Below are 17,822 nucleotides of genomic sequence, written 5' to 3'. Positions count from 1 at the left end.
GCGCTCGCCCTGTGCACCCACGCAACGACCATATCTCTGGTGTCGCGGTCGCGCGCGCCGCAGCGCAGAGATCGGCGGGTCAGAGGGAAAGATCGCGCTTGCGTCCAAAGCTCCAGTCGACGCCGCCGGGACCGGCGATGCCGCTTACTTGCCTGCCAAGTTCGCGCTCAAGGGACGGTATCCATGGTACAAGCTGGAAGCCCAGGCCATTGTCGATCATGGCAAAGCGGCCGGAGGCAAGCGACAGCCGTCGGCGATAAATCCCCGAAATGGGCTCGCCTGCCTCGGCGGGCATATGCGCCAGCCCCGTTTCTTCAGCCAAACGCTCACCCGCTGAATCGAGCTCGCGGGTACGCAGGGTACTGATAAGATTGCGGCCGATGATGACCTTGTCTCCGTCCCGGCGCACGAGGCCCCGTTCCGCCAGCGCATCAATCCGACGATCAAGCGCGCGGCGGACCTCGGCACCGAAACCGGCTCGCGAGAGATCGGCAGGTTCGCGGGCAACGAGGCGCCGATCGAGCCAGGTCGCCCCTTCGGCCACTACCTGTTGGTCGAGGTTGAGGTCGGAGCGGACGGCAAGCGCGATCCGCGGCCGGCCCCTCGCATCCTCAAAACGACGGAGCTCCACAATGCCCCCGATCGGACCGTCGCCGGCTGTATCGATGTCGGGGAGCTTCAGATGATGCACACGCCCGTCGATCCCGTCCACCACGGCAAACGCTGTTCCCCTTAACTCGTCATCCAGCCCGCGGGCGATGAGACGGCCGATCACGGGTCCGCCATGGCCTTCGCCCTCGATCGCCCAGGACGACGGCGCGCGAGATGTACCATCCCTGGCCAGGCTCCTGTGCAGCCGCTTGATGATATCGCCGCGTTCCCCAAGTGCGCGCAAGCGCTGTTCGGCATCCGGCGCCAGAACCCAGCGCGCGGGCCCGGCCGGCTCAGCGAGTCCGAGCCGCTCAAGGGTCCGCATCCGACCAATCCGGATCTCCCGCAGCGGATCGCGCCCCGCGTCACGTTCGGGGCGAAGATCGACCACCCCTTCTGCCCTGCCCGCTTCCCGGGCAAGCACCCGATCGAGCCGCGTCCAGCGTTCGCTCGTGACCTCTGCCTCGAGACCGCGCCGCATCTCAAGCTCTGATCGCGGGCCGAGCTCACGGGTCACGAGGTCACCTGCGCGCGCCCGAAAGCCGGACCCGATGTAGTCCCGGCTGATGACAAGGTCGGAACCGTCGTCCGCGCGGCCGCGCATAAGAATGTGGATGTGAGGATGCTCGGTGTTCCAGTGATCGACGGCGACCCAGTCGAGCCGCGTGCCGAGATCGCGCGAGGCCTGATCCATGAGCTCGCGAGTAAAGCTCCGCAGGCTCTCTAGTTCGGCGGCATCATCCGGCGAGACGATGAACCGGAAATGATGCCGGTCGCCATCGCAGCGTTCCGCGAAAGCCCGGCCGTCTGCATCATCCCCGGCAGCATCGAAGAGTTTGCCGGGCGATCCATCGCGCGCGACACCGTCCCGTTTGAGATAACCGATATGAGCCCGCAGTGCGCCAGGCGACCGCGTCCGGCGTACGACACGTGCCTTGACCATGGCGCCCCGGGCGCGGTTGTTGAGGAGCCGTGCCGCGGCAACGCTCGCCGCACGGCCGCGCCCGAAGGACCCACTCCTAGTAACTCCGCCGTGTGAGAGACCGCCTGCCTTCTGCGCGGCTCTGAGGGCCTGCGCGAGAAACGATTTTGCCTTGGGCGCGCGCGTCGAACGGATACGGCCTGGACGGATGCGGAAATCGTCGTTGCGGCTCATCTTGCCCGCCGCAAGGTGTCGAAAACCGAGCAAGAACAGCGCCATGGCGAAACTCGCAAGTTGCGCCGGTCCTTCGCAATGTTCGGAGCATGATTGAGATTGCTGACATTTCCCAACCGACCGACCGGCCGCACCTTGCGGCTTTTATCCTGCCGTCCTGCCGTCGTGATCTCCCAGTCGCCGAATCCCGAAAGAGCCGTAGCGACTTGGCAGCCAACTCGCGAAGCCCCCACTGCGTCCGCGCGCTTGCGATAGCGATCGTTACCCGAAGGGCCGAGACACCCGTAGGGTGGCTCGGTGAGGAGCGAAGCGACGAGTAGAGCGCGGGCCGAAGGCATCGCCCATACGCCATCAGCTTGCGAACCCGCACATTTGGTCATTGCGATGCTCCCGAATCCGATCGAGGGACGAATACGCCAATAGACTGAGGAACCATGCGCGACACTTCGTGCACTGAGATTGCCGTCGTGACACCGGTCGACGGCACGAGCGCCAGCGACCGATCTCGCGTTTTCATGAGATCGGGTCGCGTGACAAATAGCGTCGCAATTGATGATGACGGTCCGCTGGACGTCCATCTCGGCGGCAGTTCGATGGCAAGCAGATTTGCAAGCTTTGCGACGTATGTTCGCGTCTCGTCTGGCAAAGAGCCGCCTGCGAGATGCTCTTCATAGCGGGATGGTCCCGCGTTGTACGCGGCAAACACGCCAGGCGAGCCATACCGATCGAGCAGTTCGCGCAAGTAGGCCGTGCCGGCCAGAATGTTGTCGCGTGCGTCGTAGGGATCGTTCCCGAGACTGTAGCGCTCGCGAAGTTCCGCCCAAGTCGCGGGCATGATTTGCATCAGACCCATTGCGCCTTTGGGCGACCTGGCGTGCACATCTCCAGCGCTTTCGATGCTGACGACCGAACCGATCCAGTTCACCGGAATTGCAAAACGCTTCGAGGCTTCGTCGACGAAAGCTACAAACGGGCGGCTTTCCTGAGCAACCGCTTGAGCTAACGGCAATCTACTCCGGGCAAGAGCAGCACTGTCCGACGCAGCGAAAACAAGCAGCAGCGACGCGACGACCCAAACACGCACGCCCGGCCGAGCCAGGCATGCCGTCGCGCTCACCCCCGTCCAGGGTAAAGCCGCTTCGCACCGGCCATGCGGTCGCCCTGGACCGCCGCGGCGCGCGTCGGCTCTGCAACCGTTGGTCGGGACGGAGGAATGGCCCCGCGGTAGATCGAACAGAGGAATGGCGGGGTAAGAACATGGAACACGCACGATCACTCCTCCCACGTCCACACGGGCAGCGCACGGCCGATCACCGCCGACGCAGGCAAGAATCCAAAATATCGGCCATCAAGAGAGTCGTCCGACTGCCAGTTCATCAGAAACAGTTCGCCATCGCCGACGACGCGGCAGCCCTGCCACTTCGGCAGCGGCCGGCCGCGTCCGTCGCGATCCTTCGCCTCGCCCACCGCGACATCGTCGACTGAAATAGTGAGGCCGGTTCTGCAAACACTCTGCCCCGGAAGGGCGAGTACGCGCTTCAACATGGGGACGCCAATGGGCAAATAGCCGTTAAGGTCGAGGAAGGTCGCGAGCGGCTCCGGCGGCCGCACGGCGACCAAATCAGTGACTTGGAACTGGTCCGCCGGCCGGAGGCTGTAGAGACCGATCGGCACGCTCGCGGACGCGTTCCAGATGTAAAGCGGAAGCGGCTCCAGCACGATCGTCGCGACGAGCGCAGCAGCAACCCCAATTGCCGCGGCCAGCATCTTCAGGCGGCCCGTCATCGCATCACCTTTTGGCGATGAAGCCACGCCTGGTGGCGCGCTTTCGTATAGGGGCGCGGGTTTTCATTGACGGAGAGACGGTTGTGAACGTGATGCCAATGATCAGGCGCGACATCAGCTGGATCGATGCCGAGCGCCTCAACGGCATCGGTCATTTGTAATACCCGCTCGACCTTCGGCCAGCCGGACAGACGCAGCAAAATCTCACCGCCGGGTGTCACATAAGGCACGGTCGAGCAGCGCTGTCCCGGAGCGACTGCGCGCAAGATGTCGATGCGCGAAATGATCGTGCCAAAGTCATTGGAGGTCCATCGGACGAAGGCAAAGATGCTGCCCGGCGCAAATGACAGGACGCGCCGATGGCGATCAAGCTTCCGTTCCTTGACGATACGACCGAACCGAATGCGGTTTTCGATGCGCTTCTCGAGCCACAGCACTTCCACTTCGGTGAGATCGCTCATGCCGTGGCTCCCCCACACTCGAACTGGGAGCCGATCGTGTTGGCGGCGGGGAAGTGCGTGTACGGCTTGTGAAGGCCTGAAGGACGGACGGGCCGGCTTTGCCGGCCACCTCGTATGCGCTTTGCGGCCTGGTGCGTTAGAAGAAATCCGAAGGATTTCTGGTTAGTAAAGTTAGAGCGGCCGGAAAGCGCGAAGAAACAAGCTCTTAAGCTCGATTCCGGTCCCCGATAGCACGAGGATCGGGTCCCCGATAGCACGAGGGTTGCGGTCCCCGATAGCACGAGCTGATTCACAGGTTGTCCTCCGAATTTGGAATGAGACCGCGCCGACGCAGGCGTGCCGTTAAGGGATGAACAGGCGTTGGCGCGAAGTTCAGCCGCTCGGTGCCGTCAGGATCCCGTGTGAGCACGAGCTGATAGCCAGGCAATGCCTGGCGCTGAACGATCTGCCGTACGTCGTAAGCGAAGTGCTTGAGCGGCGAGAGGATGCCGGACTTGGCATGGAGGTGCACAAGGTCAAAACTCCAGCCGCCATCCTGGCGTCCACCGTGCTTGCGCACGAGCCGGTAGAGCCACCGCTCAAGCCCGCCCGTGAGCTCGAAATAAGCGCGATCGATCGTCAGCACGAGCGCATCGTCGATGACGCCAGCGTAGAACCAATCCGGCAGGATCAACTCGATCCCGAATGGGCGGCCATTTGCATCCGCCGTCTCCTTCCACTCGTTGATCCAGGAGAAGCGATGCCGTCGCCGCTCTGCCGGCTGGCGGATCGATGTCAGCACGGTCGTTGACTGGAGTCTGTCGAGGCCCGCCTTCAGGCGGTCATAGTCACGGGCGCTGGTGCCGCGCCCTACGAACGTCAAAATCTCGTATGGCGTTGCAGCCATCAGGCGCGACGTCTTCAAGCCTGCGTCACGGGCTTCGACGATCTGGGACGCGGCCCAAATCAGAACGTCAGCATCCCAGATGGTTGCCATGCCGTGTTCCGGAACGGCTTCGACTCGAATTGCAATCGCACCCGCACGAAAATCGATCGGCACAGTTCGCTTTGTTTTTGCCAACGAAAAGAATGGATAAGCCATCAGATCCTGCGCATCGCGGGGCGCGAGATCTCCGGGCAGCGCCCGAAAGAGCTCAAGCTGGTCGCGCTCGGAATGGAGTTTGCGCCGCATGGTCACTGCTCTCACGCGGCAATCAGCGACGTTCCTGGCCCGCATAGGGACGCAGGGCTGGATGCTTCTTGGCCGGCAGCACGGTCCCCTTCCCGGGGTCGGAGGTCGACGTCTTGGCGCCGCGGTCGGCCCACGCTTTCAGGTCATCGACGGCGTAGACAACACGTCCGCCGATTTTCCGGTACGTCGGTCCAGTACCGTACGTGCGGTGCTTCTCGAGCGTGCGACCGGACAGGCCAAGATAGCGCGCGGCCTCAGGTGTACGCAGGAAGCGCGGAGGAAGACCGGCCATCGGATCGGGCATTTGAGAACTCCAAGAGGACAGCGCACCACGCCTGGCTAGGCCGGCGTGTGTGCGGTCATCATGGAGAAGCAGGATCTCGGAGGGGGATGCCGAATATGGAAGGGGCGATTTTCGGTACCCCTGAGGGACTGCGCTACTCGTCTTTGCGCCCGGGACGCAGGAGTTTGCGGTAACCACCACGCATCAAGGCGAGGCCGCCCCGCACCAAGCGGATTGTTCGATTGCGCAGATCATGCGTCTTCCACGCACGATCGGGGATTCGCTTTTCGCCGAACAGCGCTTCGGCGATAACGCGATAACTGCCGCCGGCGCTATGCGCATCGAGCGCGCGGATCGCGGCGCTCAGACGTTCGCGCCGCTGTTTAGATAATTGATGAAATGACGGACCCGGCATGCGTCCATTCATCGCGCGCCACAGCCGCCGGGCTGCAAACGCACGCGCGTCGAAATCGCCGTCAAACGGCAATTCGGCTGCATATGACGCGCCGAGCACCGGCGGGCCCTTGGACCAGACACGGTGATCCACTGCACCGATTCGCAGCACGGCATGCCAGCCGTCGACAGCGCGGCGCACCTGGCCAGCCGTAAGGTCAAGCAGTGGCTGGGACGCCGACACGAGGTCGGCCGTCGAGGCAACCCTCACTGGAACGACCGCCGCTAGAACCTCGGGCGCCCAAAAGATCGTCTGCTCGTCGAAGGACCTCTGCGGGTCATGCGCGAAAGCAGGTACCCCATTTCCTCCTGAATTCCTCGTTCACCGCTCCATCGGGGCTGCTTGCGATCATCGCTTCGTACTCGCGTCGATAGTCCGCGTTACGACGAAGACATTCCCAGGCGATGTCGGTGATCTCGGCGTCTTGTAGGCTCTTGTAGGAATCCGGCGACCGCCAGTCGAATTCAGGCATTGCTTCCGCCCCATTTCACGCAACTAACAAGGATTGCGGTGCAATAGGTATGAACGAGACGGTTGTAGGAAGCCCCTAGTTTGGCACCACGTGGTGCACCGGAATGACCACCCGTCAGCAAAGGAAAAGAGTTCTGCCTGCAAGTCGTCAGCCCGCGATTTTCTTCTATTTGGAGCCAGTGCCACGCAATAAGCGGCCCTGTTCAGTTACCCATTTGGCACGCGCAAGGTGGCTCTGATACGAGCGCCGCGCACGGTCCGGCTCTCGGTCGGGGTCGATATGCAGGACCACTCGGGCCACTTCGCGCCAGTCCGCCCCCTCACCTTCGGCCTGCAAAAGGCGAACGTACGTGACGACATGCTGTTCATCATAGGCAGTCAGCGCCGGATCGCTCGGCGCCACATCCGCGACGTCAGGATCTAGTTGCGGTTTTGTCATAAGCATCCCAACAAGCAGCGAATGATTCAAATCGCCCTGGTTGGCCGAGGTCGTCCGCAATCTCATTTTAGCCCCATTGCGGACTAGCCGACCAGCAGCCAGGTCGAAATACATACTATAGGAGATAAACCTCATAGAATGTAAAGCTCCAATTTGCGCCGATGGACATGCGCAAGTTGGTCGGCCGGAATTTCGCAAGACTGCGGAAGCAGAAGCGCTTCACGCAGGAGAAATTCGCCGAAATGTCCGGATTCACCCAACAGTATATCAGTGACCTCGAGCGTGGCCGCCGCAATCCAACTGTCGTCACTCTATTCGAGCTCGCCAGCACGTTGGGCGTTAGTCATGTCGATCTGGTCCTGCCAGATGATGAGGCACGAGACGAGCGACCAAGACTAGGCAAACGGCGGTGACTGCTTTTCAGCCGGACACTATGTCGCTTCGGAACAACTCCAAGGCGTTGCTGCACTTGAGCAGTATTGCGCCTGAAAGCGCGACGAGCTTGCTGGGTTACTCACTACGCGGCCGGCCGCCTAATGTCCGCTTCCCGCCAAGCAGCGGTGAGAAAGCGGATCTCCCGAGCTCGCTGAAGAGTCAAAGGCAGCCTTCGTTGGCCAGCATGAGCTGGTCGGGTCATCTGCCGAAAGCGACAACTTAGCGCTCTGCACCAACGTCCGCCACGGGTCGATTCTGTTGAAAAAGGCAGCGGTTGCGACGCAGAGAGATCAGTGATTCAGTTTGTCTAATTGGCAGGACTGAAGATCATGATGGGGCATCGGCAAGTCGAACAGGCTGCGTTGTTCTATGAGTTCTCACTCGAGGGGCACATCCCCACCGACCACTTGCTCCGGTCGATCGATAGATTTGTCGACCTTGAACAGATTAGGCAGGACCTGGCGCCTTTCTACAGCAGTATCGGTCGACCTTCGATCGATCCCGAGCTGATGATCCGGATGCTCCTGATCGGCTACTGCTTCGGCATCCGGTCGGAGCGGGCGCCTGTGCGATGAGGTTCACCTCAATTTGGCCTACCGATGGTTCTGCCGGCTCGGTCTGGATGGGACGGTGCCGGATCATTCGACCTTCTCCAAGAATAGGCATGGCCGCTTCCGGCAGAGCGATCTCTTCCGTCGCGTGTTCGAGAGCGTGTTGGGCCGCTGCATCGAGGAGCGACTGGTCGGCGGCGAAGGATTTGTCGTTGACGCGAGCCTAATCAAGGCCGATGCCAATCGGCAGAAGGGGATCGAAGGCGACAAGGGACTTCCGCCGGATGCTGCCGGCCGAGCGATCCATGAGTATCTGGCTGTCCTCGATGATGCCGCTTTCGGAGCTGCGACCGAGGGCACGCCGAAGTTCGTCTCGCCCTCCGACCCGGCGGCACGCTGGACGGGGGCGCATGGTGGCCAAGCCTTCTTCGCCTACTCGACGAACTACCTGATCGACGTCGAGAACGCGATCATCGTCGATGTCGAGGCGACGACGGCAATCCGGCAAGCGGAGGTGTTGGCCGCCAAACGCATGATTGAGCGCTCGCTCAAACGGTTCGATCTCTATCCGAACCGGCTCCTCGGTGACAGCGGCTACGGCTCGGCCGAGATGCTTGCCTGGCTGGTCTATGAGCACGGCATCGAGCCGCACGTTACAGTCTTCGACAAGTCCGCCCGCACAGACGGGATCTTCTCGCGCGATGACGAGATGCTTGCCTGGCTGGTCTATGAGCACGGCATCGAGCCGCACGTTACAGTCTTCGACAAGTCCGCCCGCACAGACGGGATCTTCTCGCGCGATGACTTCACCTATGACCATGCCGGGGACCTCTACCGTTGTCCCGGCGGTAAAGTTCTTACCACGACTGGAACGCTGGTGAATGATGGCGCCACCATGCTTTACCTCGCCAGCAAGCATGATTGTGATCGCTGCGCATTGAAGTCCCGGTGTTGCCCTAAGCAGCCTTCACGGAGGGTGCCGCGCTCGATCTACGAGGGCGCTCACGACATGGCGCGCCAACGCAAGATCATTGGAGGGCCGCACTTCGCGTCGGCTCCGCAAAAAGATCGAGATGCTGTTCGCGCACCTCAAGCGCATTCTCAAGCTCGACCGTTTACGTCTACGAGGCCCAAACGGCGCGCGCGACGAGTTCATCCTCGCAGCCACCGTTCAGAACCTTCGAAAGATGGCCAAGCTGATCCCGATACCCACCCCGAGGCTCGCATNGCAAGATCATTGGAGGGCCGCACTTCGCGCCGGCTCCGCAAAAAGATCGAGATGCTCGCGCACCTCAAGCGCATTCTCAAGCTCGACCGTTTACGTCTACGAGGCCCAAACGGCGCGCGCGACGAGTTCATCCTCGCAGCCACCGTTCAGAACCTTCGAAAGATGGCCAAGCTGATCCCGATACCCACCCCGAGGCTCGCATGGAGGCCGGTAGAGCGGTTCGGGCACATCGCGACGGAGCCATTACAACGAGATACTGCCGGCCTTTTTCAACGGAATCGGCCACAAGCGGAAGTCGACAGTCATTGGCGGCTGCGAACCCTTCTCTTCGACAGATTKGATTCCGTTCAAGAAGCTGTCCGCAACATTGGCGTCATCGTCGGCGAAGWACCATGTTGTATCTCGCCGATGATCTTGAAGCCGTGGCGTTKATAAAGGGAGATGTTTCGCGGATTCGAACTTTCGAGGTAGGCGGCGATGCCCTCCTCGTCGCATCGTCGAAGAGCGTGCTTCATCAACAATGTGCCGAGACCTTGGCCGATCCAGTTCGGATCGGAGGCAATGAGGGGCAGATACCAATGGGGCTCGYGGGGATGATGTTCGGCCATTCCCTGGAGCATGTGTCCRATATCATCGGCGATCTCCGGACGCAGGGATTGCGCCATGAGTGCGTCCATGGCCATTTCRTCGGGCTCGACGCCGGGCGGCAGCCACAGGGCGGCCGCGCGAGCCCCTTCTGTGATGTAAGCTGTGCCATGCTCGAATGCCCGTCCGCCAAATGCCTTGACGAAYTGAGGCATAATCCTGAGATATTCGGATGAATCGGGCCAAACCCAACGCGCCATCGGATCGGCTGCAAAGCCAAGTACAATGGTGCTGATAGTGCTTGCCTGAATGTTGGCGCCCGCAGATTTGATTTCCGAGTTTGCGCTCATGATATCGTCTCCAAGTCGTCGATGGCGTCGGCCACATTCATTCTAAGATGGAGCACAGGATAGTGGCCGGGCGCTACGGCCGCCTCTCGACGCCGTGGCTCGCGTATAGAGGATGAGTAGCATCTACGAACAATTACAGCTTCTATATCCACCAAAGCTTCCCCGGCGATAATATCGGAGGTGCCAAGATGAAGGTCATGCAGGCTTGCCTGAACGAAATCCACCACCTTGCCGTTCGCCGCATTCGCGCTCTCGCGGTCCTCAAATATCATCACGGCGACACCGACGCCGTTGCCCCATCCAGGACACAAAGGATCTGAATCCAGGCGATTCCCTCAGGATCTGACCGACGCCGCTTTTAGCGCGGAGAGCAGCATCCGCAACCGAAGGAACCTTGGTGTACTTTCGAATGAACATGTACATCGGGTCCACCCATGCGTCCGAGGTCTAGTCCGACGCATCAAAGCATATCGGGCCGCTGCTGGACTAGGGCCTACTCCCGAGATGGGGCAGGAGCGCCATTTGCAGTTTATTCGCCGGATGTCTGCTTACCCTCCAATGGCCGCCGAATCGCAGCAGTTTCCCGACACGCGCTTTGGGCCAAAAGGCGACGTTCACTCGCCTTCACTCCCCTCAGGGCTGCGCATCCACCAGCGCGCGCACCTCACAAGGATCGACTTCGCTTTGACCGTCGATGACCTCGACCTTCTCTAGTGCGTCAATCCTGTCCAGAGCGTTGCTCAGGAGATTGCCCATCACCACCAGCGACCAGTAGAGTTGTTGTGTTTCCCCCCGTGATGCAGCTTCGATTGCTCGCTTGATTTCCGCTCTCATCGCCATCAGTCGTCGTCCTCACGCGCGGGGGGGGGCTCGTCAAGTGAACAGCACGTTTCAACTGTCTTGGTCTTCAGCGTTTCAAAGCCTTCGAAAGCGTTGCCCCGGTCCACTTCTCTCAGGGGCCTGAACTGGCTAGGCGCCCCAGCGGCTCGCGGAAGCGTCCTCCTCTTGGCCATGTTTTAAGTAGCCGTTGGTGCCTCAGAACCGCGAACCGTAAGCGTCAACGTGAAGTGGGCTAGGCCGGTGTTTGGGGTTGGATCGTCGTTGACGATCATCTGCCAAGGCTGGTCCTGCCAAATACTCCCCGCTCTGCTTTCGCTCAATACTGCGCCGGCAAGCCTGATCGCTTCGAGTTTTGCCGCAGCAACGTCTGGCAGTTGCAAACCGTCCCGATCGAAGAGATCGGTTCCGTCCATGATGTGGAAGTGGAAACGAGGCAAGACACTACTCCCTTTGGGCGGGAGCGCTGTAGCGTCTCTCAGTCAGAGGCCGGCCGTGGACAATCCTCTTGATGCACACCAACTAGCATGGCAAGGCCCCCGTTCCTAACGAAAAGCGGAGTGCCTCCAGTTCCGCTTCGGGTCAAAAGCAGCTGTCGGCCCATTGGACAGGCGATGTCTGGTTTCCCTCGAACAGTGGACGTGACGATGGCCTTCACTCCATTCGCAGATCGGGGGCCAACGGTCGTCTGAGCCGGACCTGATCACATCTCCTCTCGGACGTAACGTGAGCCCCTAGCAGTCTTGAATCCACGAGGAAGCGCCCTCCGACGTTAACCCTGCCGGCAAATGATTGCCGGCGGGCCGGCGGCCGCCGGCAAAGTTGCCTCATTGGCGCGAAGAATTCCTGGCGGCGCTAATTTGGTGGAGGCGCGTGATGCTGAGAATGGCGTTGTTGGGCCTCGTCATCCTGCTAAGTGTGGGCGTGCTGTCCGCCATGGAGCTGACCGCTCCACCGCGTCGCGCGGTCACGATACTTCAGCCGCCTGCCGAGCAGAGCCTGACCATCCCGGCTTCCCATAGTCCGTTGCCGAAGGCCGATCGTCTCGAGGTCGCTGTCAGCGGCGCGATGCCGACAGAGGCCGTTTCGGTCGAGAATTCCGCTGCTCAGGACGTGCTTATCAGCTCACTCCCGCCAGCGCCGAACGTGCGTCAAAGAAGTAAGCCGAAGCCGGTCGCAAGCGACGAGCGTCCGAAGCCGAAACCGAAGGCAAGTGTTGTCAAGCGAACCACCAACGCTCAGCGTGCGAGGATTGCGAGCGAGACCAAGTCCTGTCGACTCAAGGCGTTCGGTGGCCTGCTCAAGGCACTGAATTTGAACGGCTGTGAGATCTGAAGGCGCCGCGAAAGCCCTCACCGATCCACCGGCACCCCCGCTCCGCGATGGTACCGGCTGGAAAAGAACACCAGCGGCGTGGTGTCGCGATGATCGCAAGCCGAGACTTCGGCGATGATCAGCGTGTGGTCGCTGACATCGACGTGGCGTGTGACCTCGCAGGCGAAATAGGCGATGCAGCCGAACAGGCGCGGCAGGCCATCCACGATCTCGTAGTCGGGGTCAGCGCCCGCGTTCGGCTGGCTGGCGAAATGCCGCGACAGGTCGCGGCCATGGTCGGGCAGAACATTCACGCAATAGCGCCCGGTCGCCGAGATCGCCCGGTGCATCCGCCCCGGCATGACCGAGACCAGCACGGTCGGCGGCGACAGGCTGACGGTGACGAAGCTGTTGGCGGTCATGCCGCAGATGCGGCCGTGCTCGTCCAGCGCGGTCAGCACCGCGACGCCGGTCGCAAAGCGCGAGGCGGCCTCGCGGAACGAAGCAGGATTGGCGCGCTGCATCTCAGTTTCCGCCCGCATCGATCCTCACGCGATCGCCCTGACCGGCTCCGGCGGCGCCGACATGCGTTCGATCCAGGCCTGGATGCGCTGCGGCGTCGAGATGCGGTCCCACTGCCGGTCGGGGTAGTTGAAATTCTCGGTGAACTCGTTCGCCAGCGCCGGATTCTGGCTCATCGCGCCGATCAGCATGCCCAGCGCTTCGCTCGGCGGCTGCAGCATCACGTTGGTCCAGCGCGAGGCCGCGAGCACACGGTCCTGCCGCTTCAGATCGATCTTCTCGCACAGTCGCGCATCGAGCGCGTCCGCATTGACGATCTCCTCGCCGAGGACGAAGGCCGCATAGGAGGCGACATTGGCGCCCTGACCCATCATGGGATCGACGACCGCATGGACGTCGCCGAGCGCGATCGCGCATTTGCCGCCGTCGAATTCCACCACCGTGTTGCGCACGGTCGGGACCACGCCGCCTTGCAGGAGGTCCTGCGGCTGCGCGAGATCGAAGCGGGCCGTGTCGATACGGTCATAGGTCGTCGGGTGATGCTTCTCCAGCTTGCCCAGCAACACCTTCAGGAAGTGCTTCGGGTCGTCGTCGTAGCTGAGCGTCGCAAGCTCCTCCATGTCGCCGCCCGGCACGTTCTCCATCAGCAGCGCGCTGGCAATGCCGCCGAAGGTGACGGTCGGAATCACGATCATTTCACCGTGGCCGGGAGAGACCGACAGCGTGACGTTCATCGGGTCGGGCTGCCGCACGCCGGTGTAGAGCCCGACGCAGAGCCGCCGCTGCGGCTGCGAATAGGGCGTGTGCTCCGGACGGTAGGTGAAGAGCTGGCCCAGCGGGCCCTTGCCGGTCGAGACCACCAGCAGGTCGAAGCGGGCGACCAGCGGACGGATGTCGCGCTCCTCGATGCGGCGATATTCGATCCTGCCGCCGCGACTGGTGAAGTCCTGCATCAAGGCCGGAAGATAGATCCGATAGTCGACTGCACGGCTCGGCTTCGAGAAATCGCCGCGAAAGCTCAACGGCTGCGGAAAATTGAAGACATGGTCGTGGTAATAGTAATGGTCTTTCGGATCGGGCCAGTGATTGACGCCGAGATAATCCTCGCGCGCGAGCGTCACGTGGTGATGCGCGACGGTGTTGAGCAGCCGGATGTTGCGATAGTCCTCGGGCGGCCGGTCGGTGATGATGGTGGCGTCCACGCCATGTTTTTGCAGGTAAAGCGCGAGATGCAGGCCGGCGATTCCGGCGCCGACGATTCCGACGTTACGTGCCACGTGGTCTCCTCCCCTGTTTCCTTGCCCTGTGACGGCTTGTTTTGAAAAAGCCTACTCGCCGCCCGTGTTGCGCACTACGGAATATATGGGATATGATTTATTCCAGATCGGAATGAATTATGGACCGCATCGATTGCCTGCGCGCTTTCGTTCGCACCCTCGAGGCCGGCAGCTTCTCGGCCGCGGCGAAGGAGCTCGGCATCGGCCAACCCGCCATCAGCAAGCGCATCGCGATGCTGGAGAGCGAGTTCGGCACGCAGCTGTTCTCGCGCACCACGCGCACGCTCAAGCCGACGGCCGAGGCACATCGCATCTACGATCTCGCGCGGCAGATCCTCGACAATTTCGACATGGCACGGTCGAGCGTCGAAGCGGCAGCCCCTCGCCCCAGCGGCACGCTCCGGATCGGCGTGCCATCCTCGTTCGGCCGCCGCTTCATGATGCCCGTCATCGCCGAATATGTGCGGCACTATCCGGAAGTGCGGGTGGACATCCGCTTCAGCGAGCGGTTCGTCAATCTGGTGGAAGAAGGCATCGAACTGGCGCTGCGGATTGGAAAGCTGGAGGCGAGCACGCTGGTCGCCCGCCGGCTCGGCACCGTGCAGCGCTACCTGGTCGCGACGCCGACCTATCTGCACGGCCGCCCGCTGCCGCGGACGCCGGATGACCTCGGCTCGCACCAATGCATCGTCTATTCACGGCTGTCACCGGCCCAGCAATGGGCCTTCGAATCCGAGCATGGCCGTCACGTCGCGACGATCAACGGGCCCATCCATGTCGACGATGCCGATGCGATGCAGGCGGCGACGATGCATCATCTCGGCATCGCCATCCTGCCCGACTGGAATGCGGCAGAGGGCCTTCGCAGCGGCGAGCTCGAGCATGTGCTTCCTGACTACACGATCGCGGCACTGCCCCTGCATGCAGTCTATCCGGAGACGAGCTGGATGTCGTTGCGGGCCCGAAGCTTCCTGGACCTGCTGGTCGAGCGCGCCGAACATTTTACGCCGGCTCCATATCATGGCCGTGCCGCCGTTTCCGGCGGTTGACGCCGTCCTGGCCGTCATTAAATGACGCCAATGAAGAAAATCGATTTCCTCTCCTTCGGCCACTGGACGCCCTCGCCGCAATCGCAGACCCGCTCTGCCAGCGACACGCTGCTGCAGTCCATCGAGCTTGCAGTCGCGGCCGAGCAGCTCGGCGCCGACGGCGCCTATTTCCGGGTGCATCATTTCGCGCGGCAGCTCGCCTCGCCCTTTCCGCTGCTCGCCGCGGTCGGCGCCAGGACCAGCAGGATCGAGATCGGTACGGCCGTGATCGACATGCGTTACGAGAACCCGCTCTACATGGTGGAGGACGCAGGCAGCGCCGACCTCATCGCCGGCGGACGGCTGCAGCTCGGCATCAGCCGCGGCTCGCCCGAGCAGGTGATCGACGGCTGGCGCTATTTCGGCTATCGGCCGGCCGACGGCCAGAGCGATGCCGACATGGGCCGGCGCCATGCGGAGGTCTTCCTCGACCTCTTGCGGGGCGAAGGCTTTGCGGAGCCCAATCCGCAGCCGATGTTTCCGAATCCGCCGGGACTGCTGCGACTCGAGCCGCATTCGCAAGGCCTGCGCGAACGCATCTGGTGGGGCGCCGGCTCGAACGCCACCGCGGTGTGGGCGGCCAGGCTCGGCATGAACCTGCAGAGCTCGACGTTGAAGAATGACGAGACCGGCGAGGCCTTTCACGTGCAGCAGGCCGCGCAGATCCGCGCCTATCGTGCCGCGTGGAAAGAAGCCGGACACAGCCGCGAGCCGCGCGTCTCGGTCAGCCGCAGCATCTTCGCGCTGATGGACGATCGCGACCGCGCCTATTTCGGCTCGGAGCGCGGAGGCGAGGACCAGATCGGCTTCATCGACCCGCGGACACGCGCGATCTTCGGCCGGAGTTATGCGGCGGAGCCGGACGTGCTGATCGAGCAATTGCGGCAGGACGAAGCGATCGCCGAGGCCGACACGCTGCTGTTGACGATACCGAACCAGCTCGGCGTGGATTACTGCGCGCACGCGATCGAGGCGATCCTGACGCAGGTGGCGCCGGCGCTCGGATGGCGGTAGCCGCGATCGGCCGCTGTCCTTGCAAGAAATGACCGTCAGTCAAACGGCTTCACCGAAGCGTGCTTTCCGCTGAGCGGAGCCCCGGTTTCCAACGTTGTCGGGAAACCGGGGCTCTTCACATCATTGCATGTGGCCGATGAGATAGATGCCACCGCCGATGACGAGGACGGCCGGCACGGCCCAAAGAATCAGTACGGGCATTTTCCTCTCCTCCAATGCGCAGCTCCCGTCGAGTAAACGGGAAAAAATGGCAAACGTTCCGCTCTCGCTCGGAACGGCGAAGCCGATGGCGAGTTCATCGCAGCGCCGCATGCCGCGGCGAGGGAGAATGCGATGAAGAAGCTCATGCTGATTTCGGCCGCCGCTTTGCTCGTGTCGACGAGCGCGATGGCACAAACCACCGTGACGACGACGACCGGCGCGGGACACGGCGCCACCGTGCAGATCGAGCCGGAGTATCGCACCCGGATCCGGTCCTACGTCACCGAGCACAAGATCCGCCCGGTCGAGACGCGCGAGAAGATCGTGGTCGGCTCGCCGGTGCCGCGCGACGTCGAGCTCGCGGCCGTTCCGAGCGATTGGGGTCCCTCGCTCACCAAGTATCGCTACGTCTACTCGGGCAGCCGCGTGATGCTGGTCGATCCCCAGACCCGCATGGTCGTTCAGGAGGTGGAATGATCCTAATGCGCGGCGGGCCTCGAGCAGCCCGCCGCGCATTCGTCCCGGCTTCATGTCACGGTCGTGCCGATTTCCGCGTCGTTCACATTGTGCTGCTTGAAGGCAGTTTCGCGGTGGCGCTGCCGTGCCCACCGGATCGCTGCTTGCCGTTGCTTGGCGGTCATGCCGCCGGCCGGTTGATCGATCGCACCAGCATTCGCATCCACTCCGCACGGACGTTGCCTGAGAGGATCGTCTTCGCGCCTCCTCTCGTAGATGATGGGGCGCACATCCGCGAGCTGCCGGTGCCGCTGCGCGGCAACGCAGCACGCTCATTCATTGCGGGTGAACCGTGGATGAATGAAGCAGTGCGGCTCGCGCCTCGCGGAACTGCGTCTCGACAATATCGACGCGTCACCGCGTCCGGCATGAGGAACGATTGCTCGATTGCCACTTTATCCCGAGCCTGATTGGCGCGTTTGTTTTTTTGGAAACCCACTGGAGGAACGGATATGAGGATACTGAAGCTATCTGCGGCTGCGGCCGCGCTGTTGGCCGGCACCGCACTTGCCGTTGCGCAATCGAGCTCGACGGTCGGCACCGGCGGCTCGTCCGCGGGCGGCGGCACCAGCAACTCGACCGTTGGCACCGGCGGCTCCTCTGCCGGCGGCAGCGGCTCCGGTTCTGCTTCGACGCTCGGCACCGGCGGCTCATCGGCCGGCGGCGGCACCAGCAGCTCGACGGTCGGTACCGGTGGTTCGGCGGCGGGCACCGGCTCGGGCAGCGGCTCGGCTTCGACGCTCGGGACCGGCGGCTCCTCGGCTGGCGGCGGCAAGAGCTCATCCAGCGTCGGCACCGGCGGCTCCGCGGCGGGCTCGGGGTCGAACTCCGCGTCGACGGTTGGTACCGGCGGCTCGTCAGCCGGTGACGGCAAGAGCGGCTCGACAGTCGGCGCCGCAGGCTCCTCTGCCGGTCATGCCAGCGACAAGGGCATGGAGAAGGGCAAGGGCCATAACAAGGACGAGTGGAAGAAGGACAAGAACTAGTCCGATCCCGGGAGCGGCTGCGTGCCGCTCCCTTCGTCCATGTTGAG

At 62.5% G+C, this 17,822-nt stretch carries 21 protein-coding genes and 2 pseudogenes; 8 read left to right on the top strand and 15 right to left on the bottom strand.

Annotation, left to right across the window (positions count from 1 at the left end; translation table 11 throughout):
* Positions 1-79: 79 nt before the first annotated feature.
* The 9 genes from ASG57_RS26810 to ASG57_RS26770 all read right to left on the bottom strand — a co-directional run bounded on the left by ASG57_RS26810 (position 80) and on the right by ASG57_RS26770 (position 6,871).
* Positions 80-1,807, bottom strand: a complete 1,728-nt coding sequence (locus ASG57_RS26810; protein WP_057198324.1) for a relaxase/mobilization nuclease domain-containing protein — start codon at positions 1,805-1,807, stop codon at positions 80-82.
* Positions 1,808-2,183: 376 nt separating this feature from the next.
* Positions 2,184-2,924 (bottom strand): lytic transglycosylase domain-containing protein, encoded by a 741-nt coding sequence (locus ASG57_RS26805; protein ID WP_230646872.1) that lies wholly within the window; start codon positions 2,922-2,924, stop codon positions 2,184-2,186.
* Positions 2,925-3,079: 155 nt separating this feature from the next.
* Complete coding sequence (locus tag ASG57_RS26800) at positions 3,080-3,592, bottom strand: S26 family signal peptidase (protein ID WP_057198288.1); 513 nt, start codon at positions 3,590-3,592, stop codon at positions 3,080-3,082.
* On the bottom strand, positions 3,589-4,053 hold the full coding sequence (locus tag ASG57_RS26795) for a DUF2840 domain-containing protein (protein WP_057198286.1): 465 nt from the start codon (positions 4,051-4,053) through the stop codon (positions 3,589-3,591). The genes ASG57_RS26800 and ASG57_RS26795 overlap by 4 nt, the downstream gene beginning before the upstream one ends.
* 289 nt (positions 4,054-4,342) lie before the next feature.
* Entirely contained in the window at positions 4,343-5,224 is an 882-nt protein-coding gene (locus ASG57_RS26790) for a replication initiator protein A (RefSeq protein WP_057198284.1), read from the bottom strand.
* A gap of 22 nt (positions 5,225-5,246) precedes the next feature.
* Positions 5,247-5,528 (bottom strand): helix-turn-helix transcriptional regulator, encoded by a 282-nt coding sequence (locus ASG57_RS26785; RefSeq protein WP_008561544.1) that lies wholly within the window; start codon positions 5,526-5,528, stop codon positions 5,247-5,249.
* Positions 5,529-5,661: 133 nt separating this feature from the next.
* Positions 5,662-6,102, bottom strand: a complete 441-nt coding sequence (locus ASG57_RS26780; RefSeq protein ID WP_349510069.1) for a DUF2285 domain-containing protein — start codon at positions 6,100-6,102, stop codon at positions 5,662-5,664.
* Between the two features lie 136 nt (positions 6,103-6,238).
* Complete coding sequence (locus tag ASG57_RS26775) at positions 6,239-6,433, bottom strand: transcriptional regulator domain-containing protein (protein WP_057198280.1); 195 nt, start codon at positions 6,431-6,433, stop codon at positions 6,239-6,241.
* Between the two features lie 165 nt (positions 6,434-6,598).
* Positions 6,599-6,871 (bottom strand): hypothetical protein, encoded by a 273-nt coding sequence (locus ASG57_RS26770; RefSeq protein ID WP_057198321.1) that lies wholly within the window; start codon positions 6,869-6,871, stop codon positions 6,599-6,601.
* A gap of 161 nt (positions 6,872-7,032) precedes the next feature.
* Between ASG57_RS26770 and ASG57_RS26765 the strand changes: the two genes are divergently transcribed.
* From ASG57_RS26765 to ASG57_RS39455, 3 genes and pseudogenes are all read left to right on the top strand, one after another.
* Positions 7,033-7,284, top strand: coding sequence for a helix-turn-helix domain-containing protein (locus ASG57_RS26765; RefSeq protein ID WP_057198278.1), 252 nt, complete (start codon positions 7,033-7,035; stop codon positions 7,282-7,284).
* A 351-nt stretch (positions 7,285-7,635) separates the two neighbouring features.
* Positions 7,636-9,084 (top strand): annotated as a pseudogene (locus ASG57_RS26760) (transposase); the annotation flags it as partial.
* 1 nt (position 9,085) lies between these two features.
* Positions 9,086-9,268 (top strand): annotated as a pseudogene (locus ASG57_RS39455) (transposase); the annotation flags it as partial.
* 164 nt (positions 9,269-9,432) lie between these two features.
* Here the strand turns inward: ASG57_RS39455 and ASG57_RS26755 are convergent.
* The 4 genes from ASG57_RS26755 to ASG57_RS26745 all read right to left on the bottom strand — a co-directional run bounded on the left by ASG57_RS26755 (position 9,433) and on the right by ASG57_RS26745 (position 11,297).
* A complete protein-coding gene (locus ASG57_RS26755) occupies positions 9,433-10,020 on the bottom strand; it encodes a GNAT family N-acetyltransferase (protein WP_057198276.1) in 588 nt (195 codons plus the stop codon).
* A complete protein-coding gene (locus ASG57_RS39875) occupies positions 10,017-10,292 on the bottom strand; it encodes a hypothetical protein (RefSeq protein WP_349510068.1) in 276 nt (91 codons plus the stop codon). The genes ASG57_RS26755 and ASG57_RS39875 overlap by 4 nt, the downstream gene beginning before the upstream one ends.
* Positions 10,293-10,653: 361 nt before the next feature.
* On the bottom strand, positions 10,654-10,860 hold the full coding sequence (locus ASG57_RS38140) for a hypothetical protein (protein WP_156402834.1): 207 nt from the start codon (positions 10,858-10,860) through the stop codon (positions 10,654-10,656).
* Positions 10,861-11,036: 176 nt separating this feature from the next.
* The gene (locus ASG57_RS26745; RefSeq protein WP_057198274.1) at positions 11,037-11,297 is read right to left on the bottom strand and encodes a DUF6894 family protein; all 261 of its coding nucleotides are present in this window, start codon (positions 11,295-11,297) and stop codon (positions 11,037-11,039) included.
* Positions 11,298-11,733: 436 nt separating this feature from the next.
* On the opposite strand from ASG57_RS26745, the gene ASG57_RS26740 reads away from it, so the two are divergent.
* The gene (locus tag ASG57_RS26740) at positions 11,734-12,192 is read left to right on the top strand and encodes a hypothetical protein (protein ID WP_024337203.1); all 459 of its coding nucleotides are present in this window, start codon (positions 11,734-11,736) and stop codon (positions 12,190-12,192) included.
* 17 nt (positions 12,193-12,209) lie between these two features.
* Here ASG57_RS26740 and styB read toward each other — a convergent pair whose 3' ends face one another.
* Positions 12,210-12,695, bottom strand: coding sequence for a styrene monooxygenase NADH-dependent flavin reductase subunit StyB (gene styB, locus ASG57_RS26735; protein ID WP_024337202.1), 486 nt, complete (start codon positions 12,693-12,695; stop codon positions 12,210-12,212).
* A gap of 24 nt (positions 12,696-12,719) precedes the next feature.
* Entirely contained in the window at positions 12,720-13,970 is a 1,251-nt protein-coding gene (styA, locus tag ASG57_RS26730) for a styrene monooxygenase subunit StyA (RefSeq protein ID WP_057198273.1), read from the bottom strand.
* 119 nt (positions 13,971-14,089) lie between these two features.
* Between styA and ASG57_RS26725 the strand changes: the two genes are divergently transcribed.
* The 4 genes from ASG57_RS26725 (at position 14,090) to ASG57_RS26705 (ending at position 17,775) form a co-directional block, all read left to right on the top strand.
* Positions 14,090-15,019: a LysR family transcriptional regulator gene (locus ASG57_RS26725; RefSeq protein WP_024337200.1), complete on the top strand. Its 930-nt coding sequence runs from the start codon at positions 14,090-14,092 to the stop codon at positions 15,017-15,019.
* A gap of 30 nt (positions 15,020-15,049) precedes the next feature.
* Positions 15,050-16,072 carry an LLM class flavin-dependent oxidoreductase gene (locus ASG57_RS26720; RefSeq protein WP_057198271.1) on the top strand — a complete coding sequence of 341 codons (1,023 nt, stop codon included), beginning with the start codon at positions 15,050-15,052 and terminating at the stop codon, positions 16,070-16,072.
* Positions 16,073-16,405: 333 nt separating this feature from the next.
* Positions 16,406-16,750, top strand: coding sequence for a DUF1236 domain-containing protein (locus ASG57_RS26710; protein WP_024337197.1), 345 nt, complete (start codon positions 16,406-16,408; stop codon positions 16,748-16,750).
* Between the two features lie 491 nt (positions 16,751-17,241).
* Positions 17,242-17,775: a hypothetical protein gene (locus tag ASG57_RS26705; protein ID WP_024337196.1), complete on the top strand. Its 534-nt coding sequence runs from the start codon at positions 17,242-17,244 to the stop codon at positions 17,773-17,775.
* Positions 17,776-17,822: the final 47 nt, after the last annotated feature.

The organism is Bradyrhizobium sp. Leaf396 (genome assembly GCF_001424605.1).
GTDB lineage: Bacteria > Pseudomonadota > Alphaproteobacteria > Rhizobiales > Xanthobacteraceae > Bradyrhizobium > Bradyrhizobium japonicum_C.
This window is presented reverse-complemented; position numbering and strand designations above follow the sequence as displayed.

Excerpts from the sequence above, each read along its gene's own strand:
- ASG57_RS26810 (WP_057198324.1), bottom strand. The coding sequence starts at position 1,807 with ATGAGCCGCAACGACGATTTCCGCATCCGTCCAGGCCGTATCCGTTCG.
- ASG57_RS26800 (WP_057198288.1), bottom strand. The coding sequence starts at position 3,592 with ATGACGGGCCGCCTGAAGATGCTGGCCGCGGCAATTGGGGTTGCTGCT.
- ASG57_RS26795 (WP_057198286.1), bottom strand. The coding sequence starts at position 4,053 with ATGAGCGATCTCACCGAAGTGGAAGTGCTGTGGCTCGAGAAGCGCATC.
- ASG57_RS26790 (WP_057198284.1), bottom strand. The coding sequence starts at position 5,224 with ATGCGGCGCAAACTCCATTCCGAGCGCGACCAGCTTGAGCTCTTTCGG.
- ASG57_RS26785 (WP_008561544.1), bottom strand. The coding sequence starts at position 5,528 with ATGCCCGATCCGATGGCCGGTCTTCCTCCGCGCTTCCTGCGTACACCT.
- ASG57_RS26775 (WP_057198280.1), bottom strand. The coding sequence starts at position 6,433 with ATGCCTGAATTCGACTGGCGGTCGCCGGATTCCTACAAGAGCCTACAA.
- ASG57_RS26770 (WP_057198321.1), bottom strand. The coding sequence starts at position 6,871 with ATGACAAAACCGCAACTAGATCCTGACGTCGCGGATGTGGCGCCGAGC.
- ASG57_RS26765 (WP_057198278.1), top strand. The coding sequence starts at position 7,033 with ATGGACATGCGCAAGTTGGTCGGCCGGAATTTCGCAAGACTGCGGAAG.
- ASG57_RS39875 (WP_349510068.1), bottom strand. The coding sequence starts at position 10,292 with ATGATATTTGAGGACCGCGAGAGCGCGAATGCGGCGAACGGCAAGGTG.
- ASG57_RS38140 (WP_156402834.1), bottom strand. The coding sequence starts at position 10,860 with ATGGCGATGAGAGCGGAAATCAAGCGAGCAATCGAAGCTGCATCACGG.
- ASG57_RS26740 (WP_024337203.1), top strand. The coding sequence starts at position 11,734 with ATGCTGAGAATGGCGTTGTTGGGCCTCGTCATCCTGCTAAGTGTGGGC.
- styB (WP_024337202.1), bottom strand. The coding sequence starts at position 12,695 with ATGCAGCGCGCCAATCCTGCTTCGTTCCGCGAGGCCGCCTCGCGCTTT.
- ASG57_RS26725 (WP_024337200.1), top strand. The coding sequence starts at position 14,090 with ATGGACCGCATCGATTGCCTGCGCGCTTTCGTTCGCACCCTCGAGGCC.
- ASG57_RS26720 (WP_057198271.1), top strand. The coding sequence starts at position 15,050 with ATGAAGAAAATCGATTTCCTCTCCTTCGGCCACTGGACGCCCTCGCCG.
- ASG57_RS26710 (WP_024337197.1), top strand. The coding sequence starts at position 16,406 with ATGAAGAAGCTCATGCTGATTTCGGCCGCCGCTTTGCTCGTGTCGACG.
- ASG57_RS26705 (WP_024337196.1), top strand. The coding sequence starts at position 17,242 with ATGAGGATACTGAAGCTATCTGCGGCTGCGGCCGCGCTGTTGGCCGGC.